This window comes from Amycolatopsis xylanica (assembly GCF_900107045.1).
Classification (GTDB): Bacteria; Actinomycetota; Actinomycetes; order Mycobacteriales; family Pseudonocardiaceae; genus Amycolatopsis; species Amycolatopsis xylanica.
Genome location: NZ_FNON01000002.1, coordinates 253,789 through 271,540, shown reverse-complemented (window position 1 = coordinate 271,540; position 17,752 = coordinate 253,789). Strand labels below are relative to the sequence as shown.

Here is a 17,752-nt window from a genome sequence, read left to right as displayed (position 1 = left end):
TGCTGGTTCGGCTACACGGAGACCGGGACATGCCCCAATCGCCGTGAGAGCTCGGCGGCGCCGGCGGCGACAGTCGCGCCGAGCTCTTCGATCCGCCGGAGCACGCGTGACGCGGGCCCGGCGATACTGATCGCGGCCACCGGCTGCCCCGAGTGGTCGCGCACCGCGGCTGCCACGCAGCCGACGTCCGGTTCGTTCTCCACCTCGTCGACCGCCCAGCCGCGCCGGTTGGTCGTGGCCAGCTCGGCGAGCAGGTGGGCGTGGTTGACGATCGTGTTGCTGGTCAGGCTTTCCAGCGTCATCCGGCGGACCCGGTCGACCCGGTCCATCTCGGGCAGCGCGGCCAGCCAGGCCTTGCCGAGCGAGGTCGCGTGCTGGGGCCGTCGCGTGCCGAGGCGGCAGGCGAGCGTGACGGCGTTGGCGCTGCGCTCGGTCGCGACGTAGACCATCGCGTCGTTGTCCGGCACCGCGAGATAGGTCGTCTCGCCGGAGCGCTCGGCGAGCGCGGCCAGATAACGCGGGGCGCACCGGTGCAGATCGGTGGCCGACATGGCGCGGACCCCGAGCTCGACCAGTTTCGTGCCCAGCCGGATCCGGCCGGTCACGTGATCGGCTTCGAGATAGTCGAGATTCTTCAACGTGCCGACGATGCGGTACGCGGCGCTGCGCGAAAGGCCCAGTTGCCTGGCTATCGCGTTCGTGGAAATCTCCTGGCATTGACCGACGTGCTCGAGCACGGCGAGGCCGCGTTCGAGGGTGCCGCTGGTTTCCAGGCCGCGTTGCTCGGTGTTCAGGACCGTGCCCTCCATCGATCTAACACCTCACCTTTCTTTTTGTAATCCCGTTCAGCGGTAACCATTTCCGCTAGGCGGGGTTGAAAAGTAACACCTCCGACCTTTGGGGGGAAGATGTCGGGCCGAATGGACCGCCGGGTGCGAGTGGTCCTGGTCTGAATGGTTGAACCTCTGACCAATTCTCGACGTGATCTTGTGGTGCCGTGTTCTCAGCGTTACAACCGCTGGGCCGTGTGGGGGAGGCCTTTTGGCGGGCCGTCAGTTACCGGCCGTGGAACAGTTCCTGAACTCGGTCATCGACCGACTTCCGTCGCTGGACTTGATCGAATCAGCATGGTGATCCTGGGCGGCGTGGCGACAAGTGGCACCTTGCGCGGCAGTGCCGCGTCCGTCGAGCAGGGAGAGTCGATCACTTTCACCTACTCGACGCCGAGCGAAACCGTGACTCCGAAGAACTGGGTCGGCATCTATGGCGATCCCGGAAATGGTCCGGTTGAACAGAAATACGTAGGACCTTCGATCCTTTGGCAGTATGTCACCTTGGCGTCCGGGACGGTCACTTTCAGCAGTGGTTCGCTCGCGGCTGGTGACTATTCGGCATTTTATCTTTTGAACGACGGCTACACCTGGCTCGCGGATCCGGTGAAGTTCACCGTGCGCCCGACGCCGCGGACCGATCCGCCGGTGTTCCGGTCGGCGTTCGGCCGTGCCGGTGGCGGCCCCGGCCAGTTCTCGCGGCCTGCCGGGCTCGCGGTCGACCGGATCGGCCAGGTGTGGGTGGCCGACACCGGGAACGACCGCGTGCAGGGTTTCAACCGCGACGGCAAGCTCGTCCGCGTGCTCGCCGGGCGGCTCAAGGCGCCCGAAGCGGTCGCGGTCGACAGTGCCGGCAACGTCTTCGTGGCGGACACCGGGAACAACCGGGTCGCCGAGTACTCGTGGTGGGGCGGTTTCGTCCGCGAATTCGGCGCAGGGGTGCTGGAGAACCCGCGCGGGGTGGCGGTCGACGCGCAGGGCACGGTGTACGTGTCCGACACCGGGCACCAGCGGGTCGCGCGGTTCAACGGGCAGACCGGGGCGCAGCTCGCGCCGATCACGGAGAAGATGAGCTCGCCGCAGGGCATCACGGTCGACGCGGCGGGCGACATCTGGGTCACCCAGAACGGCAGGCTCGCCAACGGCGACGTCGCGGTCGTGCGCTACTCGCGGGACGGCAAGGTGACCGGCTCGCTCGGCTACGGCCAGAGCAGCGAGTTCGGCGGACTGTCCAATCCGGCCGGTGTCGCGATCGACGCCGGTGGCAACGCGTTCGTCACGCAGCCCGATTTCGGCTGGGTTTCCCAGTTCCGCACCGCCGGGCCGTTCCGCGCCGAGTTCGGTGTGGACGGTCAGGGCGCGCTGCGCTTCCCGCAGGGCATCGCGGTCGACGCGCAGGGCCGGATCTTCGTCGCCGATACCGGGAACAGCCGGATCGTCCACTTTGGAGTCGTCAAGTGACCGAACCGGAACTCACCCGCCGCCGGGTACTCGGCGCCGCCGCCGCTGCCGCGCTGGGCTCCGTGGTGCTGCCGCCCAACGTTCGCAAGGCGTTGGCCGACACGTCCTCGGTGCGGCCAGGGCGGCTGCAGGACATCAAGCACTTCGTCATCCTGATGCAGGAGAACCGCAGCTTCGACCACTACTTCGGCAAGCTCGCCGGCGTGCGCGGCTTCGCCGACCCGGCCGCGATGAAGCTGCCGAACGGCTACTCGGTGTTCCAGCAGCCGTATTCGGGCCATCCGGACGGCTACCTGCTGCCGTTCCGGTACAACACCGGCAAGACCAGCGCGCAGGCCACGCCCGGCCTGCCGCACAACTGGTCGGATCAGCACGCCGCGTGGAACAACGGGAAGATGGACAACTGGATCCCGGCCAAGGGCGCCAAGACCATGGCGTACTACGACCGCGAGGACATCCCGTTCCACTTCGCGCTGGCCGAGGCGTTCACCGTCTGCGACAACTACCACTGCTCGGTGCTCGGGCCGACGAACCCGAACCGGCTGTACATGTGGACCGGCTGGATCGACCCGCACGGCACCGCGGGCGGCCCTGCCAACACGAACTACATGTCTTCGGACAATCCGGTGCTGACGTGGAAGACCTACCCCGAGCGGCTCACCGACGCCGGGATCAGCTGGCGGATCTACCAGGAAGAGGACAACTACGACGACAACTCGCTGGCGTGGTTCCGGCAGTTCGCCGACGCGCCCAAGTCGTCGCCGCTCTACCGGAACGCGATGGTGAAGAAGTCGGCGGGCTGGTTCGAGCACGACGCGCGCACCGACAACCTGCCCGCGGTCTCATGGCTGGTGGCGCCGTCCGCGCAGACCGAGCATCCGAACTGGATGCCTGCGGCGGGTGCGCAGTACATCGCGTCGAAGATCGACGCGATCGCGTCGAACCCGGATGTCTGGGCGAAGACGGCGTTCATCCTGACGTACGACGAGAACGACGGGTACTTCGACCACGTCCTGCCGCCGACACCGCCGGCCGGGACACCGGACGAGTTCGTCGGCGGGGTGCCGATCGGCCTCGGGTTCCGGGTGCCGGCGATCGTGGTCTCGCCGTGGACGGCGGGCGGTTACGTCTGCTCGAACACGTTCGACCACTCGTCACTGATCCGCTTGCTCGAGCAGCGTTTCGGCGTCCCCGAGCCGCACATCAGCGCGTGGCGCCGGTCCGCCGTCGGTGACCTGACGGCGGCGTTCCGGTTCAACCGGCCGCCATCGCCGTTCCCGCGCCGCGACGATCTCGGCTACGCGTCGACGGTCGCCAAGCACCGTGCCGCCCAGGCGCAGGTGCGAGACAACCCCGCTCCGACCGTCCCAACCGGCCCGCAGCGGCTTTGACCAGTCCGTGATCAAGCGGGCTTTGTCCTGGGAAGAGAGAACCGGGACAAAGCCCGCTCGGTCACGGCTTGGTGATGCGGGCCAGCGTGCGCACGACCGCTGTGCAGCGGTCCTCGATGTACGTCAAACCGGCGGACTCGGCGATCTCGCGTGCCTCGGCCGAGACGATGTCTTGTTGCAGCCACAGGGTTTTCGCGCCGATCGCGACGGCCTGCCTGGCGATCTCTGGCGTGAACTCGGCCGGGCGGAAGACATCGACCAGGTCGACCGGCTCCGGGATGTCCGTGAGCGAGCGATAGACCTTCTCGCCCAGCAGTTCGTCGGCGTCCGGGTTGACCGGGATGATGCGGAAACCGGCTTTCTGCAACTGCATGGCCACCCCGTGTGACGCCTTGCCGGGATTGCGGCTCAGTCCCACGACGGCGATCGTCTTCGCGTCGGTCAATGCCTGCTCAGCGAGGTCCATGTCTTGTTAAACGCTAGGAGCCTCTCAAAGCTTCCACAGGCGCAGCCCGCGTACCCGGTACACGGGCCAGATCACATGCCAAGGCTTACGACGCAGGAAAGCCGCCGAGCAGGTGAGGATGTTGCGCGCCGAGGTCGTCGCGACCTCCTGGCGGTCCGGCCACACCGCGCCAGGCTCGCCGACGGCGATCCGGAACACCGTCAACAGCCCGCGACCCTGCATGTCGTACTTCGCGCCGGTGTCGCCGGAATCCGGCCGTAGCGAAGTGATCTCGCTGGCGAAGACCCGCCACGGCTCCTCGCCAGCCGGGACGTCGCGAACGCTGCCGACGGTGACCTTGCCGTACAGGCGCTTCGCGTACCGGTTCAGCAGCAAGCGTTCCCAGAGCGGTAGCAGACGCCGGTGCGCGAGCAGCGACACGCATTCGGCGTGGCCGCCGGAGAAGATCGCCGCCAGGTCGTCGTACGCGGTGTTGGCGGCCGGTTCGTTGAGGTGGAGCCGCACTTCGTAGCGGGCTCGCGCGGTGAGTTCGTCCAAGCGCTCACGGTGATCGAGCCTGGCCTTCGTCCGGGATCGCGACCAATCCGACATGGGTCTCCTCACTGTTGGCCGACAGGCTAGGCGAGGAGGCCGCGCAGCGGGAGTGTTCAGCCGATCTTCTCTCCGTACATCTCACCCAGCGGGTCGGAGATGAGCTCGACGCGGACGCCGTCCGGATCGGCGAAGTAGATCGACGAGTCGCTCTCCAGCTGGTAGTCGACGCCCGCCTCGGTGAGCTTGTCCTTCAGCTCGGCCCAGCGCTCGGGATAGACGGAGAGAGCCAAATGGTGCAATCCGCCTAGAACCTCGGCATAAGGGCCGAGATCAAGACCTGGCAGATCGAAAAATGCGACCGCGTTCCCATTTCCCACATCGAAGAAGAAATGACTCGAGCCCGGGTAGTCGCGATTCTCGAAAAGCTCCGTGAGCGGGAATCCGAGCAGTCCTTGATAGAACTCGATCGTCCGCTCGACATCGCTGGAGATCAGCGCCGTGTGGTGGATCCCGCGCCCGGGAGTGGGTGGACGCTCACCCGACGGCTTGAGATGCCGCTGCCGGATGCCCTCGCGCGCCTCGCTGAGCTGGGTGACTGTGGCTTCGTTCAGGGTCATGAAAAGAACGGTACTCGCAAAGTATCTCGCGCGCAAGATGTTTCCGCGCGAGCGGATCGGGTCCACTGGATGGTCCATCGCGACTACTCAGCTCAACAAGACGTTCACCACTACGCACTATGAACGCCTTCTTTCGACCCTCGTGCCGGGCCCTAGTGCGGTCGTATAATCACGGTGTGTCGTCGGCCTGGCCCTTTACTGGACGTCTTGATGAGGTTCGCCGCATCAAGACGCTTATCAGCGAGGGAAATTCCGGTGGTCTGGTCCTTTCCGGACCGCGCGGAGTCGGCAAGACCAGGTTGGTCACCGAGGCGGTGCGCGGGTTCGAATGCCGCAAATTCACCTCGGTCGCCGACGCCGGCGAGCTCACCGCCCGCACCAGAGGTGACAAACTCGTGGTGATCGCGGACGACGCGCATCTGCTGGACGCAGCCTCCGTCGAGGCCTTGCTCCAACTCATCCACAGTGACCACAAGGCTTTCGTCCTCGCGACGGTGCGTACTGAACCGGGCGGTCTGGTACCGGTTCCCGCGCTGTGGGCGGACGACCTCGTCGAGCGGGCCGAGGTGCGGCCGCTCACGCTCGCCGAGGTACGCAGGCTGGTCACCGCCGTCTTCGACTACAACGTGGGCGTCGCCACCCTCCGCCAGTTGTATCGCACCGCGCAGGGAAACCTGACGCTGATCGGGGAGCTGCTCGTGGCCGGGAGAAGTGCCGGGCTGAGCCCGCTGGAATGTGAAATCGCCGAACACGCCGCCGCCGGATTGAGCCTGGACGCCATCGCGGAACGCATGGGCACCACCAGCGGCGCGGTCGACGGCCATATGAAGGCCATTTATCGCAAACTCGGCGTCGAGCAGATCAGGCCGACGTGGTCTTGAGCTTCTTATTCGCGGCCGAATGTTCCGTGCCGGTCAGTGGTACGCCCGTCTTGTGCTGATCGCTTCCTGCCAGCAGAGTGCGCAGCGTGGAAGCCACAGTCCTGCAGGCGGCTGCCGCCTGCCTCGAACGTGCCTATGAGACCGGCGAGCTGGCGTCGCCGCTGATCGACACGTACCCCGACATCACGCTCGAAGACGCCTACCGCATCCAGCAACGGGTCGTGCGCGGCTGGGTCGAGCGCGGAGACACGGTGCGCGGTCACAAGGTGGGCCTTGCCTCGGTCGCCATGCAGCGTCAGTTCGGCGTCGACCAGCCCGACTACGGCCATCTCACGGCGAGCATGTTCTACCTGGAGCACCAGCCCATCCCGGCAGGCCGCTTCCTCCAGCCCCGCATCGAGCCCGAGATCGCCTTCGTGCTCGGTGCCGAGTTACGCGGCCCCGGTGTGACGGTTGCCGACGCGGCCCGCGCGGTCGACTTCGTCCTGCCCGCGCTCGAAATCGTCGACTCCCGTATCAAGGACTGGCAGATCTCGATCGTCGACACGATCGCCGACAACGCCTCCTCGGGCGGCGTCGTGCTCGGCAGCACCCCGACCAAACTCGGCGACGTGGACCTCCGCCTCGCCGGTTGCGTGCTTCATTCCGGCGGCGCGGTCGCCGAGACCGGCGCGGGCGGCGCGGTCCTCGGTTCCCCGATCAACGCACTGGTCTGGCTCGCCAACACGGTCGGCCCGCTCGGCGTCTCCCTGCAGCCCGGCCACGTGGTCCTGCCCGGTTCGATGACCAAGTCGATTCCCGTGTCGGCAGGCGACACGGTGGTCGCCACGATCGCGGGACTCGGCAGCGTCACCGCCGTGTTCTCCGGAGGTACACGATGAGCCTGGGTGTGTCCGAGGCAGCCGCGACGCTGCTGGCCTCCGTGGACGCGGTCGCCGCCCGCGAGCCCCTCACGAAGTCATGGCCCGACCTCGACCTCGCGACCGCCTACGCGATCCAGGACGAGTCCCTCCGCAAACGCCGAGTTCGCGGCGAAACCCTGATCGGCCTCAAACTCGGCCTCACCTCCCGCGCGAAGCAACTCCGCATGGGCATCGACTCGCCACTGCTCGCCTGGCTCACCGACGCGATGGTCCTCCCCGCGGGCGTGCCGGTCCCGCTCGGCGGCCTGATCCACCCCCGAGCCGAGCCCGAGATCGTGTTCGTCATGGGCCGGCGCTTGTCCGGCCCCGGCGTCACCGCGGCGACGGCTCTCGCCGCCGTCGAGCGTGTCCACGCCGGAGTCGAGATCATCGACAGCCGTTTCGAGGACTACAAGTTCACCTTGCCCGACGCGGTCGCCGACAACGGTTCTTCGGCCCTCTTCGGCCTCGGCCCGGTAGGCGTCCGGCCCGAAAGGCTCGACCTCTCACTCGAAGCCTGCCTGCTCGAGGTGGACGGCCAAGTAGTCGACACCGCGACCGGCGCCGCCGTCCAAGGCCACCCGGGCGAGGCCCTCGCACTGGCCGCGAACGCCCTCGCCACCCGTGGCCTCGCCATCGAGCCGGGCTGGATCATCCTCACCGGCGGCATGACCGACGCCGTCCCGCTCGCTCCCGGCTCCCGCGTCGCCGCCCACTTCTCCAACCTGGGCTCGGTCACCCTGTCCGCTTGACGGGACATCTGTCCCAACCCCGCGGACACCGGTCCGGTCCTGCACAAAAAGCCCGAAAGTGGCTTTCGTCAGATCGCATCTGACGAAAGCCACTTTCGGGCTTTCGAGCGACTAGTAGGCCGGGATCCCCGCCCGGTTGGCCGTGCGCGTGATGGCGTCGATCAGCCGCGGCCACAACGCCCGCGGCATGTCGTGCCCCATGCCGGGCACGATGTCCAGCTCGGCGCCCGGGATGGCCTTGGCCGTGGCACGCCCGCCCGAGACGTGAACGAGCGGATCACGCGCGCCGTGGATGACCATCGCCGGGATCCGCAGCTTCTTCAACCCCGGCGCGCGATCCTTCGACGACACGATCGCCGCCAGCTGCCGGATGGTCCCGCCCCGGTTCACTCCCCGGTCGAACGTCCGCGCCGCCCGATCACGCATGCGCTGCACGTCGAACGGATAGCCGGGGGAGCCGATGATCCGGAATGTCCGGACCAGGTAGTCCAGGTACTGCTCACGGTTCTTCGGCGGCCGCCCGAGCAGCATCGCACCCGCCTTGGCCGTCGGCCTGCCGACCAGCCGGTTCCCGGTGGTCGACATGATCGAGGTCAGCGAGATGACCCGCTCCGGATGCCGGATCGCCAGCGTCTGCGAGATCATCCCGCCCATCGACGCGCCCGCCACATGCGCGGCCCGGATCCCGAGCTCGTCGAGCAGCCCGGCCGCGTCGTCAGCCATGTCGTCCAATGTGTACGGAGCCGTCCGCAGCCAATACGTGGCCAGCGGCGAGATCCGCCCATGCATCTTGGTGGAGCGCCCGGCATCGCGATTGTCGAACCGGATCACATAGAACCCGCGGTCGACGAGCGATCGGCAGAACTCGTCGTCCCACCAGATCATCGGCCCGCCGAGCCCCATGATGAGCAACAACGGCCGCGCCGACGGCTCCCCGAACGTCTCGTAGCAGATTTCGATGCCATTGACCCGCGCGATGGTCTCGGTCACGGTCACGCCTCCTGGTTCTGGGCGGCGGCGAGCTTCGTCAGCTCCTCCATGGCCTCGTGCAGGTAGTCGATCAGGTTCCACAAGTCTGGCATCAGCTCACGGCAGGCGACCAGTCCGAAGTCGAGGTTCCCGTTGTAGGACATCACGGTGATGTTCAGCCCGCCACTGGCGTCGGTGATCGCCGAGACCGGGTAGTGCCCGAGTAGTCGCGCACCAGCCTGGTACAGGGGGAACTGCGCACCCGGCACGTTCGACACGACCAGGTTCACTACCGGCGAGGTCGCGGCGAGGTACCGCATCGCCGCCCGCGCGGACAGCCCGCCGAGCGCCGACGGCAGCACCGCACTGAAGTCGACCAGCCACGACGCGGGCAACGGCTGGTAACGCTGCTTGGCCGCCGCCATGGCCTTCGTGACCTCGGCCAGCCGTTCGGCCGGGTCGTCGATGTTCGTCGGCAACGGGGCCAGCATCATCGAGATCTGGTTGCCTGCCGATTTGGCCTGCTCCGGCGTCCGCACCGACAACGGGACCAGCGTGACCAACGGGTCGAGCGGCAACGCGTCATGGTCGAGCAGCCAGCGGCGCATCGCCGTCGCGCACAGCGTCATCACCACGTCGTTGACCGTCACCCCGAAAGCCTTCTTAAGCGCTTTCACATCCGCGAGCGGCATCGAGCCGTAGGCGAATCGGCGATGCGGGCTGATCGGCCCGTTGATCGGCGTCTCCGGCACCGGCAGCTTCGGCCGGTCCGCTTCATGCCTGCCGGGCCCTTGCTTCGTGACCTTGCTCAGCGCGCTGCCCGCCCGTGCCAGCAGGTCGACCCCGGGCAGCCGGGCGGCGCCGGGCACCTCGTCGACATGCGGCAGCAGCTTCGGCAGCTGCATCGCCGTCTTGATCGGATGCAGCGCGATCCGCTTCAGTCCGCCTGCCAGCAGCTCCAGCTGGCTGGGCGGCTTGGTGGCCAGCCAGCGCTCGGGCGGCTCGATGGTCCGCGGCTCGGCGCTGAGGTCCATCAAGGCGCCGAGCAGCTCCGCACCCGACACACCGTCGATCGCCGCGTGGTGCACCTTCGTGTACACCGCGACGTTCCCGCCCTGCAGCCCGTGGATGACGTAGGCCTCCCACAACGGCCGCCCCCGGTCGAGCGGCCTGGCCGTGAGCCTGGCGATCTGCTCGGCCAGCTGCTTCTCGTCACCAGGCGCCGGCAGCGCGATCTCGCGGACGTGGAATTCGAGGTCGAACTCGTTGTCGTCGATCCAGTACGGATGGTCGAGACCCAGCGGGACCTGCAGCAGGCGCCACCGCAGCGGCTTCGCCAGATGCAGCCGCTGGCCGATGAGCTCCCGTATGTCGTCGACCGTCAGCGTCCCGCCCGGCGCGGTGGAGGGGTCGAGTATCGACAACCCCCCGACGTGCCCGGTGGTCGTCCTCGACTCGGCGTTCAGGAACTGCACGTCCAATGCGGTCAGTTGACGCAAGGCGGGCCTCCTCGTTGTGGCGCTCTTCGTAGTCTGGTCGAGGCGATCGGCCCAGTCCATAACTTGTAGGGGGGTGCGCCCGCGCGTTAGGGGGTCACGAACTGCCCGCAAGACCGGTCATCACGGCTCCTTCCGGTAGGCGCTGGCCTGGATTTCGAACAGTTCCGCATAGAGCCCGCCCGCTTCGACGAGTTCGTCATGGGTGCCTTCTTCGAGAAGCACTCCTTTCTCGAGTACGAGTATCCGATCGGCGTTCCTGATATTGGCGAGCCGATGGGTGACGAGCACGGTGATCCGGCTCCCGTGCCCGGTGGTGCTCGCGTGTTGCAGCCCGGCGAACACCCGCGCCTCGGCCCTGGCGTCGAGCGCGGCGGTCGGCTCGTCCGCGACCAGCACGGCCGCGTCCCGGTAGATCCCGCGCGCGATGCCCATCCGCTGCCATTGCCCGCCGGAGAGGTCCTGGCCGTCGCTGAACTTCTTCGACAGGACCGTGTTCTCCTTGAGGGGCAAGGACTCCAGCACCTCGTCGGCGCCGGACGAGGTGATCGCCTCCGTCCAGGCGGTCCGCTCGGGATCCTCGCGGCCCAGCCTGCCGACGGTGATGTTGGTGCCCGCGGTCATCGGCCACTCGGCCGGATTCTGCGCGATGACCGCGATGTTCTCGTGCACCGTCCGATGATCGGCCTCTGCCAGGTTCACGTCGTCCCAGTAGACGGCACCCTCGGATGGCGGGTACAGACCGGTGAGCAGCTTCCCGAGTGTGGTCTTGCCGGAGCCGTTCTCCCCGACCAGTGCCACGATCTCGCCTCGCCGCAAGGTCAGTGAGACCTCTCGCAGTGCCGGCTCGTCTTGTCCAGGATACGTGAACGAGATCGAGTCGAGCCGGATTTCACCCGGATGGGAAGGCGCGGTCAGTCCGGACACGGGGGCGCGCCGCCGCTCCGATTCCGCGAGCAGCGTGCGGTAATACCCGATATAGAAGGAATCCTCGTACAGCGAGTTGACCGCCTTGATGGTGTTGGACAGCGCGGTCGACGCCCGGCCCATCGCCAGCACGGCGGTGCCCGCCAGCGCCAGCGCCAGTGATCCGTTGTACAGCAGCAAACCGAGCACGAGGTACGCCACCGCGGTGCCCGCTCCCCGCGCCGCCCTGCCGATCAACCGGACGATGTTGCTCTGCTGCTCGAGCTTGCTTTCCTCGCGCATAAGGCTTTCCGAGATACGGCTGTACTCGGCGAGCAACGGCTCCTGCAAGGTCAGCGCGTGCCGCTCCAGCGCGAGCGTGCGATACGTCGCCACCTCTTCGACCACGTACTTGCGCATGTTGCGCGAGACGGTGTCGAGAAAATGCCGGTACCTGAGTTTCGCGACCTTCGCCGATGCCCAGGCGTCCGCCGCGGCGGCGAGCAGCAGCACCGGCGCGAGCCAGGGGTTGAGCAACGCCGCGGTGACCAAGGCGGCGAGCAGCGCGATGACCGACGACACCAGGTCCGCGACCCCGCGCAGGCTCGTTTCGATCGCGCGGACTCCGTACCGGGCTCCTTGCCTGGCCAGTTCCCGGAAATCCGCGTCCTCGAAGGCGAGCAGCTCGACCCGGATGACCGCGGCGGTGACCGCTTCGTCCGCGGCCCTGGTCAGTTTCGGTTTGAGCGCGCCTTCGACGGCGGCGACCGCCGTGTCGAGCAGCGCGCGCACGGCGTACGAGGTCACGACCACCGCGATGGCGGGCAGTGAGTCGAGCACCCGTTGCGGCGTAGGGGCTTCCTGCAGCAGGGCGGTGAACACGTTCGCCGTCGCGAGCAGGCCGAACGCCGTGACGCAGCCGGACACCACGTGTACCACCGCGGCCAGCACGGTGAGCCGGGGCGAGGTCGACCAAGCCAGCCGCACGACCGTGCCCACCGCGGCCGGCATCGTCCGCACCGCCTGCCCGAAGCCCGCGGCGATGACGCGCTGATCCACCGCGGCCCAGTCGGGCATCTTGATGTTCTCGACCCCGATCAGCGGAGGGTCGTTGCTTTCTCGCACTCTTCCGGTCTACTCCGGGGGTACGACATTTTCCGATCCCCGGGGTCGCGAACGGTCAATTTTCCCTTGTTTTCCACCATGAATCCGCCATTCGCGAAATTCGTGCTTGCGCCGGCGGAGATTTTCACGCTTACTGGATCATGTCGCGGGTTCACGGATGTACCGCGCACTCAGGAACTGGCAGAACTCCGTTCCAACACCCATCTGGAGGTCTATGACATGGTGCAGAACGTCGCCATCGGGCGTCAGCCGGTGTCGTGCGACACCGCGCTCGGTGCGCTTTTCCAGCACGAGGGTTCCGTTGTCCCAACCCCCTGTTCCCGGGGACATCGGCGGGAAGCCGTAGCTGTCGAAGCCGTACCAGAGCGTGTCGCCGGTCGCGGGGTCAACCGTGAAAACGTTGTGCCCCAGCAGCCCACCGCCGTCCGCCCGGCGCTGTTCGTACTCCTGGACTACCGCGAAACCCTTGAGCGCCAAGCGATAGCGGACGGTCGCCACGGCGGTCGACGCCGGCGCCCAAGCCGACGCCGCCAGTTCCTCTTCGCCGGTCCAGGTGCCGATCAGCGCCGTGAGCGCCCGATGGCCGTCGCTCAGCTGGGGCATGTCCATGTCGTCCTCCTTTTTGACAGGCGCCTGTCAAAAAGGGACGATAGCAGGCATGCCCCAGCGAGCGGACGTGATCACGGAACTCGTCAACGAGATCTTCGCGGTGAACGGCGGCCTGCTCGCCGCAGGTGACGCGCTGACCGCTCCGGTCGGCCTGACCGCCGCGCAGTGGCAGGTGGTCGGCTTCCTCGAGGACGGCCCCTCGACGGCCGCGGAGCTCGCGCGCAAGCGTGGACTGCGCAGGCAAAGCGTGCAGGAAACGGTCAATCGGCTGATCGGGAGCGGCATGGTCGTGAAGCTGGACAATCCAGCGGACCGGCGTGCTCCACTGCTGCGGCTGACGCCCCGTGCGCGAAAGGCGTTGCGGGAGCTGGGGCCTGCCCGGGTCGCGTGGGCGTCCGAGCTCGCGCCGCAGATTCCGCGAGCGGACCTCGACACGACACTGCGAGTGCTGAAGCAGCTTCGCGAGGCTCTTATACCTTGATGCCCAGCACCGCGAGGAAGTCGCGGAAGCTTTCGGGCATGTCGACCTCGTCGGGGTCGAGCAGCCATTGCAGCTGGAGGCCGTCGATCACCGCGATGACGATCGGCGCGAGCTGTTCCGCGGTGAGCCCGGAGGGGAGCTCTCCCTCCTGGCGTTCCATCAGATCGGCGACCCAAGCGCGGACCCTGGTGTACCGCTCCTGGAAGAACGGTCGCGCTGGGTGACCTTCCGTCACGCTATCGGCGGCCAGCACGGTGTAAGCCTGCACGCTGCCCGGCCGGGTCGCGTTGTACTCGACCAGTTGCTGCAAATGCGCCGCCCCGAGCGAAGACGAGTCTTCGGAGCGGCTGAAGCCCATGAGGTCCCACTGGTCCCTGCGCTCCAGCACTGCCATGAGCAACTGTTCCTTTGACGGAAAGTAGTGCATGACGCCTTGCTGGGTGAGGCCGACGCGCTCGGCCACCGCGCCGAGCGACGAACCGCGGTATCCCCGTTCGGCGATCACTTCGAACGCCGCTTGGACGATCGTCTCGCGGCGGTCGGTGCCCCTGGGCCGGGTCATACTCCGAGCCTAACCGCACCGACCTGACAAACACGTAACGTGACCTTCCGGCGGTCAGGTGTTCTGCGCCACTCTATGGGCTGAATCGACGTGGGAAGGATTCGCCATGCTCGAAAAGCCCGTGGCGGTTACGGAGCCGTCCTTGTTCGGAGTCCGCGTGGGTATGGCCAACCTGGGGCTATGGACCGCGCTGCTCACACCCGCGATTGTCACCTTGTCGGCACGTATCTCGGTGGTCGACCCGGCGAACAAAGAGGCTTCCTACGGCTTGGTGGCCGGGGTGGGCGCGCTCATCGCGATGATCGCCAATCCGCTGTTCGGTCGATTGTCGGACCGCACCATGTCTCGCTTCGGCAGGCGCAGGCCGTGGATCACCGTCGGCGCGATCGGCGGAGGTGCCGGTCTCCTGATCGTCACGTTCGCGCCGACGATTCCGCTGATCCTGCTCGGCTGGTGCCTCACCCAGGTCTCGTTCAACGCGGCTCTGGCGGCACTCACCGCGACGGTCCCGGATGTCGTACCGGAGGAGCGACGGGGCAAGGTCTCCGGCTGGATCGGGTTCGCGCAGCTGGGTGCGGTCGTGACCGGTGGGCTCATCGTCGGGTTCGTCCCGTCGCTGGCACTGAAGATCATGATCCCGGGTGCGGTGGGCGTGGTCCTGCTCGTCACCTTCTCGCACTACTTCACCGACCGTCCGGCCGCCGAGCGGTCGCCGTTCTCTGTCAAGGAGTTCCTCTCCAGCTTCTGGACGAGCCCGCGGGCGAACCCGGACTTCGCCTGGGCGTGGCTGACCCGGTTCCTGGTGGTGCTCGGGGTTTTCGGGCCCGCCGGGTACGAGATCTACTTCCTCGCCGAGAAGATCGGGCTGCCGAAGGCGGAAGCCGAGTCCAAGATCGGCATCCTGCTGATGATCACCTCCGTCATCAGCGCGGGCACGGCGTTGCTCGGCGGCTGGCTGTCGGATGTGCTCGACCGGCGCAAGCCGTTCGTGATCGCCGCCGCCCTGATCATGACGGTCAGCGTGGCGTTCTTCATCACCGCGGATTCGTACGCGGACGTGCTGATCGCGCACTTGATCTCGGGGCTGGGCACGGGCATGTTCTACGCCGTCGACTTCGCGCTCGCCACGCTCGTGATGCCGCAGGGGGAATCCAGCGGCAAGGAGCTCGGTGTCTTCAACATCGCCAACGCGCTGCCGCAGTCGATCGGGCCCATGTTCGTCCCGTTGCTGCTGGCCATCGGCGACGGGAAGAACTACGCCGCGGTGTACACGGCGGCCGCCATCTCCGCTCTGCTTGGCGCGATACTGGTAACCCGGATTAAATCGGTGCGATGAAGCACTTGATCGCCAAGCTCGACCTGGACACCAAGGCGCGGCTCGTGGCGGGCCAGGACCTCTGGACCCTGCCCGCCATCCCGGAGATCGGGCTTCGCTCGCTCGTCATGTCGGATGGCCCGGTCGGGGTGCGGGGCAGGCAGTGGTCGGCGGACGACCCGTCGGTGACCCTGCCCAGCCCGACCGCGCTGGCCGCGACCTGGGATCCGGATCTCGCGGGACGGGCCGGTGGCCTGCTCGCGCAGGAGGCACGGCGCAAGGGTGTGCACGTGCTGCTGGCGCCGACGGTCAACCTGCATCGAAGCCCGTTGGGCGGCAGGCATTTCGAGTGCTACTCCGAAGATCCGCTGCTGACCGGCGCGATCGGCGCCGGGTACGTCAGGGGAGTGCAGGCGGGCGGGGTCGGGACGACGGTGAAGCACTTCGTCGCGAACGACTCCGAGACCGAGCGGTTCACGCTCGACGTCCGCGCGGACGAACGGACCCTGCGTGAGCTGTATCTGGCGCCGTTCGAACGCATCGTCGCGGAGGCGAAGCCGTGGGGGATCATGGCCGCCTACAACGGTGTCAACGGGTTCACGATGACCGAGCACGACGGCCTGCAGAACGGCGTACTGCGTGGTGAATGGGGATTCGACGGGGTCATCGTGTCCGACTGGACAGCCGCCCGGACCACGGCCCCTGCCGCGAACGGCGGGCTCGACATCGCGATGCCGGGGCCGGTAACGGTTTTCGGGCGGAAGCTGGCCGATGCGGTGCGCGCGGGTGAGGTCGCCGAAGAGGTACTCGACGCCATGGTGTGGCGAGTGCTGACGCTGGCCGAACGTGTCGGTGCGCTCGGTGAGCCGAATCCGGCGCCTGCCGACGTGGACGGGAACGTGATCGCCCGCGAGGTGGCGCGGCGATCGTTCGTGCTTCTGCGCAACGAAAACCAGCTGCTCCCGCTGGCCGCGCCGAGCAGTGTCGCGGTGATCGGGATGGCGGGCGAGGAGGCGAGGATCCTCGGTGGCGGCAGCGCGACCGTTTTTCCGGCGGAGGTGATCTCGCCGCTGGACGGATTGCGTGCCGCGGCGCCGGAGGGCGTCGAAATCCGGTATGCCGTCGGCGCGGATCCGCGAACCACGCTGCGCCCGGCCGCTGATGGTTTCGAGCTGCGGATCGTCGCGCGCCGCAAGGACGGCAGTGAACTCGCGTCCTTCCCGGCCGAACGCGGAACGGTCCAGTGGCTCGGGCAGTTGCCATCGGGGATCCCGGTCAGCGAGCTGGAGACGGTCGAGATCGCGGGCCGTTTCACCCCGGCCGCGGGTGGAGCGCACACCTTCGGCTTCACCGGCACCGGGAAGCTCGCGCTGACGGTCGGCGGGCGGACGGTGTTCGACGGCCTGAACGTGCCGGACTCCGCCGATCTCGTGACGACGATCCTGACCATCAAGGAACAGCGCTTCGAGGTCGAACTTACCGAGGGGGAGGCGGTCGATGTCCGGCTGACCTTCGACGCTCCGGAGGTGCCTGAGGACTACGAGGGCCTGGCGTGGATCTCGTTCACGTTGGGGCACGCGGCGCCCAGCGTCTCGGAGGCTGAGCTGATCGAGCGCGCGGTCGAGCTGGCCGCCGAGTCCGAGGTGGCGATCGTCGTGGTCGCGACGACGGAGGAAGTCGAGAGCGAGGGCTTCGATCGGCAGACCCTCGTCCTGCCAGGAAGGCAAGACGAGCTGGTGGCCAGGGTCGCCGCGGTGAATCCGCGGACGATCGTGGTGGTGAACGCGGGCTCGCCGGTCGAGATGCCGTGGACCGGGGAGGTCGGCGCGGTGCTGTTGACCTGGTTCCCGGGCCAGGCCGCCGGTGCCGCGCTCGCGGATGTCGTGTTCGGCGCGGAAGAGCCGGGCGGCCGTTTGCCGACGACCTGGCCGTCGAGGATGAGCGATGCTCCAGTGCTTCAGGTAAAGCCCGAGAGCGGTGTCTTGCCTTACGAAGAGGGCGTGTTCATTGGCTATCGGGCCTGGGAACGTGCCGGCGGGACGCCCGCGTACTGGTTCGGGCACGGGCTCGGATACACCGAGTGGACGTACGAGTCGGTGTCGCTCGAACCGCGTGAAGGCGCGTTGCCGACCGCGCGTGTACGGGCGCGGAACACGGGGCGGCGTTTCGGACGCGAGGTCGTGCAGGTGTATCTCGCGCCGGACGAACCGGGAGGCGAGCGGCCGTCCCGATGGCTGGCCGGGTTCGCCGGTGTCGAGGCTGGGCCTGGTGAAGCCGTCGAGGTCGAGATCGAGATTCCGCGGCGGGCGGCCGAGATCTGGGCGGACGGCTGGCAGCTCGTCCCAGGTGGCTACACCGCCGAGATCTCGCATTCGCTCGACGATCCGCGGCTGAGCGCCACGTTCGAGATCTAGCGGGCGTCCCCGTTCACGCATTTGAACGGGGACGCCTTCAG

Annotated in this window: 17 protein-coding genes; 8 read left to right on the top strand and 9 right to left on the bottom strand. The window is 67.5% G+C overall.

Features of this window, described 5'->3' with window-relative positions; genetic code table 11:
* Positions 1 to 11: 11 nt before the first annotated feature.
* Complete coding sequence (locus BLV57_RS08980; RefSeq protein WP_091288191.1) at positions 12 to 809, bottom strand: IclR family transcriptional regulator; 798 nt, start codon at positions 807 to 809, stop codon at positions 12 to 14.
* A gap of 336 nt (positions 810 to 1,145) precedes the next feature.
* On the opposite strand from BLV57_RS08980, the gene BLV57_RS08975 reads away from it, so the two are divergent.
* Positions 1,146 to 2,291 carry an NHL repeat-containing protein gene (locus tag BLV57_RS08975; RefSeq protein WP_245757227.1) on the top strand — a complete coding sequence of 382 codons (1,146 nt, stop codon included), beginning with the start codon at positions 1,146 to 1,148 and terminating at the stop codon, positions 2,289 to 2,291.
* On the top strand, positions 2,288 to 3,682 hold the full coding sequence (locus BLV57_RS08970) for a phosphocholine-specific phospholipase C (protein ID WP_091288190.1): 1,395 nt from the start codon (positions 2,288 to 2,290) through the stop codon (positions 3,680 to 3,682). Before BLV57_RS08975 ends, BLV57_RS08970 begins: the two co-directional genes overlap by 4 nt.
* A gap of 61 nt (positions 3,683 to 3,743) precedes the next feature.
* Here BLV57_RS08970 and BLV57_RS08965 read toward each other — a convergent pair whose 3' ends face one another.
* The 3 genes from BLV57_RS08965 to BLV57_RS08955 are packed head-to-tail and all read right to left on the bottom strand — an operon-like array spanning position 3,744 to position 5,299.
* Positions 3,744 to 4,148 carry a CoA-binding protein gene (locus tag BLV57_RS08965; protein WP_091288189.1) on the bottom strand — a complete coding sequence of 135 codons (405 nt, stop codon included), beginning with the start codon at positions 4,146 to 4,148 and terminating at the stop codon, positions 3,744 to 3,746.
* Between the two features lie 24 nt (positions 4,149 to 4,172).
* Complete coding sequence (locus BLV57_RS08960; protein WP_091288188.1) at positions 4,173 to 4,739, bottom strand: hypothetical protein; 567 nt, start codon at positions 4,737 to 4,739, stop codon at positions 4,173 to 4,175.
* Between the two features lie 56 nt (positions 4,740 to 4,795).
* Complete coding sequence (locus BLV57_RS08955) at positions 4,796 to 5,299, bottom strand: VOC family protein (RefSeq protein ID WP_091288187.1); 504 nt, start codon at positions 5,297 to 5,299, stop codon at positions 4,796 to 4,798.
* Positions 5,300 to 5,418: 119 nt separating this feature from the next.
* On the opposite strand from BLV57_RS08955, the gene BLV57_RS08950 reads away from it, so the two are divergent.
* From BLV57_RS08950 to BLV57_RS08940, 3 genes are all read left to right on the top strand, one after another.
* Positions 5,419 to 6,180 (top strand): helix-turn-helix transcriptional regulator, encoded by a 762-nt coding sequence (locus BLV57_RS08950; RefSeq protein WP_091288186.1) that lies wholly within the window; start codon positions 5,419 to 5,421, stop codon positions 6,178 to 6,180.
* A gap of 86 nt (positions 6,181 to 6,266) precedes the next feature.
* The gene (locus tag BLV57_RS08945; protein WP_091288185.1) at positions 6,267 to 7,061 is read left to right on the top strand and encodes a 2-keto-4-pentenoate hydratase; all 795 of its coding nucleotides are present in this window, start codon (positions 6,267 to 6,269) and stop codon (positions 7,059 to 7,061) included.
* Positions 7,058 to 7,834 carry a 2-keto-4-pentenoate hydratase gene (locus BLV57_RS08940; RefSeq protein WP_091288184.1) on the top strand — a complete coding sequence of 259 codons (777 nt, stop codon included), beginning with the start codon at positions 7,058 to 7,060 and terminating at the stop codon, positions 7,832 to 7,834. The genes BLV57_RS08945 and BLV57_RS08940 overlap by 4 nt, the downstream gene beginning before the upstream one ends.
* Before the next feature lie 111 nt (positions 7,835 to 7,945).
* On the opposite strand, the gene BLV57_RS08935 is transcribed toward BLV57_RS08940, so the two are convergent.
* The 4 genes from BLV57_RS08935 to BLV57_RS08920 form a co-directional block, all read right to left on the bottom strand.
* Positions 7,946 to 8,824 carry an alpha/beta fold hydrolase gene (locus tag BLV57_RS08935; protein WP_091289033.1) on the bottom strand — a complete coding sequence of 293 codons (879 nt, stop codon included), beginning with the start codon at positions 8,822 to 8,824 and terminating at the stop codon, positions 7,946 to 7,948.
* Positions 8,825 to 8,826: 2 nt separating this feature from the next.
* Positions 8,827 to 10,302 carry a WS/DGAT/MGAT family O-acyltransferase gene (locus tag BLV57_RS08930; protein WP_091288183.1) on the bottom strand — a complete coding sequence of 492 codons (1,476 nt, stop codon included), beginning with the start codon at positions 10,300 to 10,302 and terminating at the stop codon, positions 8,827 to 8,829.
* A gap of 120 nt (positions 10,303 to 10,422) precedes the next feature.
* Positions 10,423 to 12,282 carry an ATP-binding cassette domain-containing protein gene (locus BLV57_RS08925; protein ID WP_091289032.1) on the bottom strand — a complete coding sequence of 620 codons (1,860 nt, stop codon included), beginning with the start codon at positions 12,280 to 12,282 and terminating at the stop codon, positions 10,423 to 10,425.
* 186 nt (positions 12,283 to 12,468) lie between these two features.
* The gene (locus BLV57_RS08920; RefSeq protein ID WP_091288182.1) at positions 12,469 to 12,939 is read right to left on the bottom strand and encodes a DUF1579 family protein; all 471 of its coding nucleotides are present in this window, start codon (positions 12,937 to 12,939) and stop codon (positions 12,469 to 12,471) included.
* A gap of 49 nt (positions 12,940 to 12,988) precedes the next feature.
* Here BLV57_RS08920 and BLV57_RS08915 point away from each other — a divergent pair, with 49 nt between their 5' ends.
* A complete protein-coding gene (locus BLV57_RS08915) occupies positions 12,989 to 13,420 on the top strand; it encodes a MarR family winged helix-turn-helix transcriptional regulator (RefSeq protein ID WP_091288181.1) in 432 nt (143 codons plus the stop codon).
* Here BLV57_RS08915 and BLV57_RS08910 read toward each other — a convergent pair.
* Entirely contained in the window at positions 13,410 to 13,982 is a 573-nt protein-coding gene (locus tag BLV57_RS08910) for a TetR/AcrR family transcriptional regulator (protein WP_091288180.1), read from the bottom strand. The genes BLV57_RS08915 and BLV57_RS08910 overlap by 11 nt on opposite strands.
* A 106-nt stretch (positions 13,983 to 14,088) precedes the next feature.
* Here BLV57_RS08910 and BLV57_RS08905 point away from each other — a divergent pair, with 106 nt between their 5' ends.
* Positions 14,089 to 15,318 (top strand): MFS transporter, encoded by a 1,230-nt coding sequence (locus tag BLV57_RS08905; protein ID WP_091288179.1) that lies wholly within the window; start codon positions 14,089 to 14,091, stop codon positions 15,316 to 15,318.
* Positions 15,315 to 17,711: a beta-glucosidase gene (locus tag BLV57_RS08900; RefSeq protein ID WP_091288178.1), complete on the top strand. Its 2,397-nt coding sequence runs from the start codon at positions 15,315 to 15,317 to the stop codon at positions 17,709 to 17,711. The genes BLV57_RS08905 and BLV57_RS08900 overlap by 4 nt, the downstream gene beginning before the upstream one ends.
* Positions 17,712 to 17,752: the final 41 nt, after the last annotated feature.

What these genes read in the sequence shown, in the direction of transcription:
- BLV57_RS08910 (WP_091288180.1), bottom strand. Translation starts at nt 13,982, where the DNA reads ATGACCCGGCCCAGGGGCACCGACCGCCGCGAGACGATCGTCCAAGCG.
- BLV57_RS08950 (WP_091288186.1), top strand. Translation starts at nt 5,419, where the DNA reads ATGAACGCCTTCTTTCGACCCTCGTGCCGGGCCCTAGTGCGGTCGTAT.
- BLV57_RS08905 (WP_091288179.1), top strand. Translation starts at nt 14,089, where the DNA reads ATGCTCGAAAAGCCCGTGGCGGTTACGGAGCCGTCCTTGTTCGGAGTC.
- BLV57_RS08920 (WP_091288182.1), bottom strand. Translation starts at nt 12,939, where the DNA reads ATGGACATGCCCCAGCTGAGCGACGGCCATCGGGCGCTCACGGCGCTG.
- BLV57_RS08900 (WP_091288178.1), top strand. Translation starts at nt 15,315, where the DNA reads ATGAAGCACTTGATCGCCAAGCTCGACCTGGACACCAAGGCGCGGCTC.
- BLV57_RS08925 (WP_091289032.1), bottom strand. Translation starts at nt 12,282, where the DNA reads ATGCCCGACTGGGCCGCGGTGGATCAGCGCGTCATCGCCGCGGGCTTC.
- BLV57_RS08940 (WP_091288184.1), top strand. Translation starts at nt 7,058, where the DNA reads ATGAGCCTGGGTGTGTCCGAGGCAGCCGCGACGCTGCTGGCCTCCGTG.
- BLV57_RS08965 (WP_091288189.1), bottom strand. Translation starts at nt 4,148, where the DNA reads ATGGACCTCGCTGAGCAGGCATTGACCGACGCGAAGACGATCGCCGTC.
- BLV57_RS08955 (WP_091288187.1), bottom strand. Translation starts at nt 5,299, where the DNA reads ATGACCCTGAACGAAGCCACAGTCACCCAGCTCAGCGAGGCGCGCGAG.
- BLV57_RS08915 (WP_091288181.1), top strand. Translation starts at nt 12,989, where the DNA reads ATGCCCCAGCGAGCGGACGTGATCACGGAACTCGTCAACGAGATCTTC.
- BLV57_RS08960 (WP_091288188.1), bottom strand. Translation starts at nt 4,739, where the DNA reads ATGTCGGATTGGTCGCGATCCCGGACGAAGGCCAGGCTCGATCACCGT.
- BLV57_RS08980 (WP_091288191.1), bottom strand. Translation starts at nt 809, where the DNA reads ATGGAGGGCACGGTCCTGAACACCGAGCAACGCGGCCTGGAAACCAGC.